The 6,005-nt window shown below is 44.2% G+C and carries 5 protein-coding genes; 2 read left to right on the forward strand and 3 right to left on the reverse strand.

The window, feature by feature from the left end:
• The first annotated feature begins 316 nt into the window (after positions 1-316).
• Positions 317-877 (forward strand): M15 family metallopeptidase, encoded by a 561-nt coding sequence (locus V7Z60_RS03145; protein ID WP_334116239.1) that lies wholly within the window; start codon positions 317-319, stop codon positions 875-877.
• A gap of 35 nt (positions 878-912) precedes the next feature.
• On the opposite strand, the gene nrdG is transcribed toward V7Z60_RS03145, so the two are convergent.
• Together nrdG and nrdD are read right to left on the reverse strand one after the other, a co-directional pair.
• On the reverse strand, positions 913-1,599 hold the full coding sequence (gene nrdG, locus V7Z60_RS03150) for an anaerobic ribonucleoside-triphosphate reductase activating protein (protein ID WP_334116241.1): 687 nt from the start codon (positions 1,597-1,599) through the stop codon (positions 913-915).
• Positions 1,589-3,754 carry an anaerobic ribonucleoside-triphosphate reductase gene (gene nrdD, locus V7Z60_RS03155; RefSeq protein ID WP_334116242.1) on the reverse strand — a complete coding sequence of 722 codons (2,166 nt, stop codon included), beginning with the start codon at positions 3,752-3,754 and terminating at the stop codon, positions 1,589-1,591. Before nrdD ends, nrdG begins: the two co-directional genes overlap by 11 nt.
• 341 nt (positions 3,755-4,095) lie before the next feature.
• Between nrdD and V7Z60_RS03160 the strand changes: the two genes are divergently transcribed.
• A complete protein-coding gene (locus V7Z60_RS03160) occupies positions 4,096-4,659 on the forward strand; it encodes a TIGR01440 family protein (RefSeq protein WP_334116244.1) in 564 nt (187 codons plus the stop codon).
• 188 nt (positions 4,660-4,847) lie between these two features.
• On the opposite strand, the gene V7Z60_RS03165 is transcribed toward V7Z60_RS03160, so the two are convergent.
• The coding region (locus tag V7Z60_RS03165) for an ammonium transporter (protein WP_334116246.1) at positions 4,848-6,005 on the reverse strand (1,158 nt) is incomplete at its 5' end.

A 6,005-nucleotide genomic window follows, 5' to 3' on the forward strand; every position in this document is an offset into this window, starting at 1 on the left:
ACAATATATATCCTCATATACCATTATACACCACTTTAAAAAAATTGATACTACTTTTTGTAATATTTTTGCAATAATCATAATTCGGATTGTGTTAGAATGATTTAAAATACCGCTAGATATACGTTTATGTTCAATTTCTTTATCTTTTCTTAAAAAGTTAAGGAATAATTAACATATATTCAACCTTACATTTATATCACCGAACTTTCCAAAATCCCCTGATAATACGCTTAAAAAAATTATCCTTCCAAAGGATTGCCTTGAAGAAATTCCAGCGCTATAATTCCTATAAAAAGCATCGGAAGGTATTTATATGAAAAAAGAACTGACAGGATTTACGAATATTCAGGCGTTGGATCCGGAAATCATCGTTGATCTCAAGTATGCAACGTCCGACAACTTTACCGGCAAGGTCATCTATGACTTTCAAACCGCAATTGCCAGGACAGGAACGGCCAGAAAACTCGCACATGCCAGCAAATTAGTCAAAGGCCAGGGATATCGCTTGAAAGTCTGGGATGCATATCGCCCTGTTTCAGCGCAAAAAAGACTTTTCGAAGTCTATCCGGATCCTAAATTCGTTGCGAAACCCAATCCTGACTTCAGTCACCAAAAAGGCGTCACCTTTGATTTGACGCTGACTGACATGAACGGTCGCGAAGTTGAAATGCAAACCGGATTTGACGACTTCACCGAACATGCATTACGAAATGCAAAAAGAACCCCTCTTCAAGAAAAACATTACCAAATTTTGGACAAGGCTATGACTGAAGCGGGATTTGTCGGTTATGTCAATGAATGGTGGGACTATCGTGACTCTCAGATGAATGAGTATGATCCTCTGCTTGCAGATCCGAATGATTACAAGATATGACAAAAGCAGCCGGGAAAAATCCCGACTGCTTTTTATTATCTGACCAGGCCTTCCCAAATAACGACCTCGCCCTTTTCAAATGACTTCTTGACGTCAATGATTCTTTGATTGGAACTTCCCCTGAATTGCAGCGTCAAGTCCTTCAAATCTTCCCTGAAACGTCCGTCAACAAGAATATCGATACTATGCAGCAATTCAAGCTTGTCTTCCGAATCAAGCAGCAGCTCATCCCAAGTATAGCCGCTCCAGGACCAAACGTCTTTGGTATCCCCGTACTCTTCCCTGATTCTTTTGACCAGTTTCAAACAAACATCGGTGTTCAGAAACGGTTCGCCCCCAAGCAGCGTCAATCCTTGAACATAATCTTCGCCGAGATCCGCAATTATCTGATCTTCAAGTTCCTGCGTATACGGCTTGCCGTAATGAAAATTTTGAGCAACCTTGTTATAGCAACCGGGACATGCAAACAAGCACCCGCTGACGTAAAGACTGCACCTGACTCCTTCACCGTCGACAAAATTAAATGGTTTGTAGTCGGCAATATAGTTTTGAGACAACTCACTTGAAAGCCATTCTTTCGGTTGAGGGTCTCTGGGTTTTTTAGGCATACGAGAACTCCGTTTGACAGGTTCCTTAGCTGTGTTGCCCTTATCCAGATCAGACTTAGAAATAAAGCACGTATCACCGCCGATGCTTACCCGAATCTGATTGTTATTCGACATCTTCAGCCATCCTTTCGGTCATGTTCTTAACGCGGGAAGCAATTTCGACGTGACGTCCATGCACCATCGGACGCTGCAAAGGATTTCCAAGATAGCCGCACGTTCTTTTGACACAATCACAAGTCTTAGGGTCGTGATTACCGCACGTTGGACATTCAAAACCTCGCTCCGTTGCCTTGAACTCGCCTTGAAAGCCGCACTTATAGCAATGATCGATCGGTGTGTTGGTTCCAAGATAGCCGACCTTGTCATAGGCCCAGTTCCAAACCGTTTCCAAAGCTTTCGGATTTTGACGCAGATTAGGGTATTCGCAATAATGAATGAATCCACCTGAAGCATATTTCGGATAGTCCATTTCAAATGATAGCTTCTCAAACGGAGTCGGATGCTTTCTGACGTCATAATGAAAACTGTTCGTGTAGTATTCCTTATCCGTAATATCCTTAATCTTTCCGAATTTCTCAGTATCCAAACGACAGAATCTATCCGTCAGCGACTCGCTTGGAGTTGAGTAGACACTATAATGATAGCCGCTCTGTTCTGACCATTTTACACAAGCATCATGCAGCTTCTTAACGATTGACAATGTAAAATCGTGGGCTTCCTTGTTGTGTTCCCAGTCTGGACCGTAAAAGACCGTTCCGACCTCGTAGAGTCCGATATAACCCAATGAGACTGTTGCACGTTCATTTTTAAATAATTCATTCACGTCTTCTCCAGTCTTGAGACGCTTGCCAAATGCACCGTATTGATAAAGAATCGGTGCATTTTCAGGAATGGCGTCCAAAACACGCTTGACTTTGAATTCGAGTGCAGTATGACATACGTCAAGACGTTCATTGAATATTTCCCAGAAAAGATCCATATTTCCTTCTGATTCAAGCGCAATCCGCGGAAGGTTCATGGTCACGACGCCTAGGTTCATTCGGCCTGAATTGACTTCATTGCCTTCCTCGTCCTTCCAGCCTTGAAGAAAAGAGCGACACCCCATAGGCGCCTTGAAGCTTCCAGTCAGTTCAACTATCTTGTCATACATCAAAACGTCAGGATACATGCGTTTCGTAGCACACTCAACCGCCAGCTGCTTGATGTCATAGTTCGGATCGCCCGGCATCAGATTCAAGCCCTTCTTTAAAGTGAAGACAAGTTTTGGGAAAATTGCCGTGCGCTTTTCGCGTCCAAGGCCCGCAATTCTGATTCTCAAAATTGACTTTTGAATCTCACGCGAAATCCATGAAGTTCCCAGTCCAAATCCAAGCGTTGTAAACGGCGTCTGTCCCTGCGATGAAAACAAGGTGTTGATTTCGTATTCCAAAGCCTGCATTGCATCATAGATGTCTTTTTTGGTTCTTTTCCTGGCAAATTCGACCTGCTTTTCAGGGTTTTCGATGTAATCCTTGGATTCAGCCAAATGTTTTTCATAATTACGCATAGCAAAAGGCTCAAGAACCTCATCCACACGGTCTGCAGAACATCCGCCGTATTGACTGGATGCCACGTTTGCAATGATCTGGGACATCTGCGCCGTTGCAGTTTGAATCGAGTGAGGACTTTCAACCTCGGCATTCCCGATTTTAAAGCCGTTAGTCAACATTTCTCTAAAATCAATCAGGCAACAATTCGTCATCGGACTCCACGGCGTATAGTCAAGATCATGATAATGGATGTCGCCGCGAAGATGAGCCTTGGCAACATGTTCAGGCATCAAGCGCAAGCCAAGCGTTTTGCCAACCGTTCCTGCGGTCAGATCGCGCTGAGTATTGAAAACGTTACTGTCCTTGTTGGCATTTTCATGCACGAGCGTTGGATCCTTCTTTTGAAGCCGGGTCAAACGCTCGGTAGGATCCGTTTGTTTTTGCCACTCTTCTTCTCTGACTTTATGTTTTGAAATGAATCTTTCAGCCTCACCGTCAAAATCGTTTTCTTTCAAAGTTTCAATGACGGCATCATAGATTTCAGCAGTTTCAACCGTCTTCTGATCATCAAATTTCTTAATGACCAGACCAAGCAACGCATCGCTTTGTCCGGCCAACCCGAGAGCACTGAAAATATACTTTAATTTATATGTTGCAAAGGGCATCCTGTATCCGTCGCGCTTGACGACTGTATCCGGCCTTTTCGTCACGCTTTTTTCATCATTTTTTAATTCCATCATTCAAGTCAACCCCCGCATCAAGATTTCCATTATTCTTTGCTTGTATAAAAACAAGCTTTTCCGTTCATGGAAGGTCGGGATGTTCCTTCCGACCTTCCAGCATATTCTATATTATAACGAAAACAGCAAAAACACAATATATAGGGCCTGAAGAAAACCCGCAATGCTAGATATAGAACGTGTGAAACTCTTATAAAAACCTTTTTACATTGGGATCGGATGCCCGTGAAACATTTTTTATTTCAAAAAACATGAAACACCGACACAACAGATGGTGTTATAATTGATACAACAACCCGGGATAACGGAAGGTTTCCCGGCAATTATGAGAAGGTGTAATTTTGGAAATCGATTTAAATAAGATCAGAGAACAAATTCGGAGCGGATTAACTGAATTGCTGGATCAGGCAAACCTGCATGAAGGCGATCTGGTTGTTTTGGGATGCAGCACAAGCGAAATTCAGGGTGCAACCATCGGTAAATACCCCAGCGTCGACGTTGGACGCACAGTTGTTTCTGCCGTTATGGAAGTTTTGAAGCCGCGCAGACTGTATTTGGCCGTCCAGGGATGCGAACACTTGAATCGCGCCCTTGTCGTCGAAAGAAAAATCGCTGAAGAAAAAAACTTCGAAATCGTCACCGTTTTTCCAAGCGAACATGCCGGCGGCTCCTGCCAGATCGCCGCATTCGAGCAAATGGACGATCCCGTTGAAGTTGAGCACGTCATCGCGCAGGCAGGAATGGACATCGGTGATACGTCAATCGGCATGCACGTAAAATTTGTCCAGATTCCGGTCAGAACATCCGTCAAGGAAATCGGATTCGCGCACACGACGTATCTTCGCTCCCGTCCGAAATTAATCGGAGGCGAACGTGCAAAGTACAAATGGAATCCATTTGGTTAACCCTTTGATCCAGTCGAGGTTTTCAGCCTCGACTTTTCAATTGAAAAATCCAGGGTTATTCAAAAGCTTTTGAAAATACAGTCAAGTTTGCTGCGTGAAAAGCATAATCAAAAAGGCAGTCGTGTTTTTGAGCACGACTGCCTTTTTAGTCTCGATCATTCAGCACGACATCTGCATGCATCGTTTTTCTATCTGTACCTTGGTCCGCTGTCCCCCATCAAATGAGCCAGCTGACCTTGAAACTCGCTTCTGTATCGTTCAATTTCATGGCTGCCTGCAGAAGAATCAACGGCTTCTCCATGTTCTCCGGCATCCAAACCAACAATTTCTTCTTCTTCGGTAACACGCATCGGAATGAAACGACGCAAAATAGCAATCAGAACAAATGACAGCACGGTCGTAAAAATAATCGTCACAACGGTTCCCATGATTTGTATCAAAAACAAATGAACTCCGCCTCCGTAGAAAAGGCCATTTTCGGCGATGCCGGGATTGGCAGCCTTCGTAGCAAACACACCTGTCAAAACAGATCCGGCAATGCCTGAAACGCCATGACATCCAAAGGCGTCAAGCGGATCATCAAACTTCATCTTCGGCTTGATATAAGTAATGAATGCAAAACTCGTGCACGTGCAGATAATACCGATGAAAAATGCTCCAACGACCGTAACATAGCCTGCCCCCGGCGTAATGCCGACCAAGCCGCACAAAGCGCCCGTACATACGCCGACCAGCGTCGGTTTACCGTCAACCTTCATTTCAATCAGCATCCATGCCATCATTGAGCTGCCGGTTGCAACAGTCGTCGTAATAAATGCCTGCAAGGCAATCTTGCCGGCTGCCAAAGCCGAACCGGCATTGAATCCGTACCATCCGATCCAGAGAATGGCCGTTCCAAGAAGAACCCATGGAAGATCATAGTGTTCCGTTTCACGCTTCAAACGAGGGCCGAGACAAATTGAAAGAATCAATGCCGTAATCCCGGCATTGATATGAACAACAGTCCCGCCTGCAAAGTCAAGCACTCCTGCTTTGAACATTAACCCCGACGGACTCCAGACCATATGTACGAGCGGATAGTAAATAATGAAAGTCCAGCAGATAATAAAGACGAGCAGGAAATTGAATCTCATGCGTCCGACAATGGCTCCAACAAACAATGCGGGCGTAATCAACGCAAACATCATTTCAAAAATCAAATAGGTTCCAAGGTTGATGCCGGCATCCTTATTTACGATTGAACCAATATCGACGCCACTTAAGAATAAATGCTTAACCTGCCCGATAACACCGCCAATATCGCCATTAAAGCAAAGCTCGTATCCAACAAAGCAAAACAGCAAGAC

The sequence above is a fragment of the Ligilactobacillus sp. genome (assembly GCF_036846325.1).
Classification (GTDB): Bacteria; Bacillota; Bacilli; order Lactobacillales; family Lactobacillaceae; genus Ligilactobacillus.